Consider the following 1,752-nt stretch of genomic DNA (forward strand, 5'->3'; position numbering starts at 1 on the left):
GCGCGGCGGGGGCGGCGTCGGCGTAGCGGACCGTGATCGTCGCGCCGTCGGCCACCGCGACTTTGCCGTCCTGCGAGCGCGCGGCCGCGATCGTCGCCAGCTGCGCGACGAACACGCCGGTCTGCGGCCCCGTCTCCGTCAGCGTCAGCGCGAAAGGCGTCGCGTCCACGGTGGAGAAGACTTGGACCTGCTGGGTCCCCGCGCCGATCAGGTCGGCGTCCTTGAGCGTCACGGCGAACTGGTCCGAGCAGTTGACGACGCCGCGGTCGATCGTCAGCGTTCCGGCGCGCGGAACCGGCTCGATCGCCGCGCAGTCGCTGACCGGCCCTTCGCAGGCGTCGACCGCGCCGACCGCCTGCACGCGGTAGAAGTACTGCATCGCGTTCAGCGGGCTGGCGTCCGTGTATCCGGCGGCCGCGCCGTCGAGCACGTCGGCGACCTTGGTGAAGCCCATCGTGCAGCCGTCTTCGTTGCGCAGGACGCGGTACTTCGCCGCGCCGGGAACCGCCGCCCAGTTCAGCGCCGCCTGTCCGTCGCCGGGGAGCGCGGTCAGAGCGGGCTTGCCGGGCGCGACGCACGCGGCGTGGCTCTGGTTCGTCGCGTCGGTCGCCGCGCCGCAGGCGATGCCGTGACGCGCGAGGGCCGAGTAGATCGCGGCGGCGTGCGGCGTGCCGTTGGTCAGGTCGCCGTCGTCGTCGTCCGCGGCGCGCAGCACGCTGTACATGCTCCCCGCGCCGCAGCCGTCGGTCTTGTCCCCGTTCGCGTGGTCGCAGGCGTAGTTCGCCGTCGCCGTCGGGCGCGAGGTGTACCAGAGCCGGTCCACGAGTTGCCAGGCGCTGGCCACGTCGAGTGCGCTTTGGGCGGGCAGGTCGCGGTTCGCGAGGTCCCACATCGCCTCGCTGCCGACGTACGACTCGCAGTGCCCTTCGTAGCCGCAAGGGCCGGGATAGGAAGAGTCCTGGTCGCAGCGGAAGCCGCTCGTCCCGCCCAGCATCGACGGCGTCACCGGAACGCCCGCCTCGCGGTCGGCGAAGTCGATGTCCCGCACGCCGGTGCAGGTCTTGCAGTAGTCGCCGTAGCCGTAGCAGCGGTACCCCTGGAAGAAGCCGGAGCCGAGGCAGGCCTGGTGGGTCTGCAGCGCGGCGGTGAAGTCGCCGTACGTCTCCCCGGTCCCCTTGTCGGGACTGAAGTTGTCGCCGTCGTTCGTGTCGAGGCCGTGGGCGAACTCGTGCAGCGAGACGCCGGGAAGCTCCCCGGTGTTGCCGCAGATGCCGCCGGAGCGGAAGAAGTTGAGGCTCCCGGTCGCCGGATTCCAGTTCGCGTTGCAGGTGTCGAGAATGTTGACGTCGGCGAGAACCGACTGCGCGAGCCACGTGTTCGACGGCAGGTAGGTCAGCGCCTTCTGCTTGATCTTGTTGATGTTGTAGAACTGCGTGCGCGCGGCGCGGGTGTTGCCGGCGCCGCCGACGCCGGGCGTCGCGCAGTCGCCCGCCGGGCTCGCGCCGAAGTCGAGGTCTCCCGTGGTCGTGGAGAGCGAGATCGGGCCGCATTCGTCGATGATCTGCACCCGCTTGCCGACGAGCGAGGACGACGCCGCGTCGCCCGCGAAGCGCCCGCCGGCGTCGGCGTAGACGTAGCCGCCGGAGCCGTCGGAACTCACGTCGGCGAACGCGAAGGGCCGGTCCTGCTCCTGGCTCGGCTGGTCGAGCGTCAGGGCGTGGCCGTGCGCGCCGCCGTAGACGTTCGCGTCGA

At 71.5% G+C, this 1,752-nt stretch carries 1 protein-coding gene; it reads right to left on the reverse strand.

Translation table 11 applies throughout. The annotated features are described in order from the left end of the window. A partial coding sequence (locus LLG88_08665; GenBank protein MCE5246972.1) for a hypothetical protein occupies positions 1-1,660 on the reverse strand: 1,660 nt, incomplete at its 3' end. Positions 1,661-1,752 lie beyond the last annotated feature (92 nt).

The organism is bacterium, assembly GCA_021372775.1.
Classification (GTDB): Bacteria; Acidobacteriota; Polarisedimenticolia; order J045; family J045; genus JAJFTU01.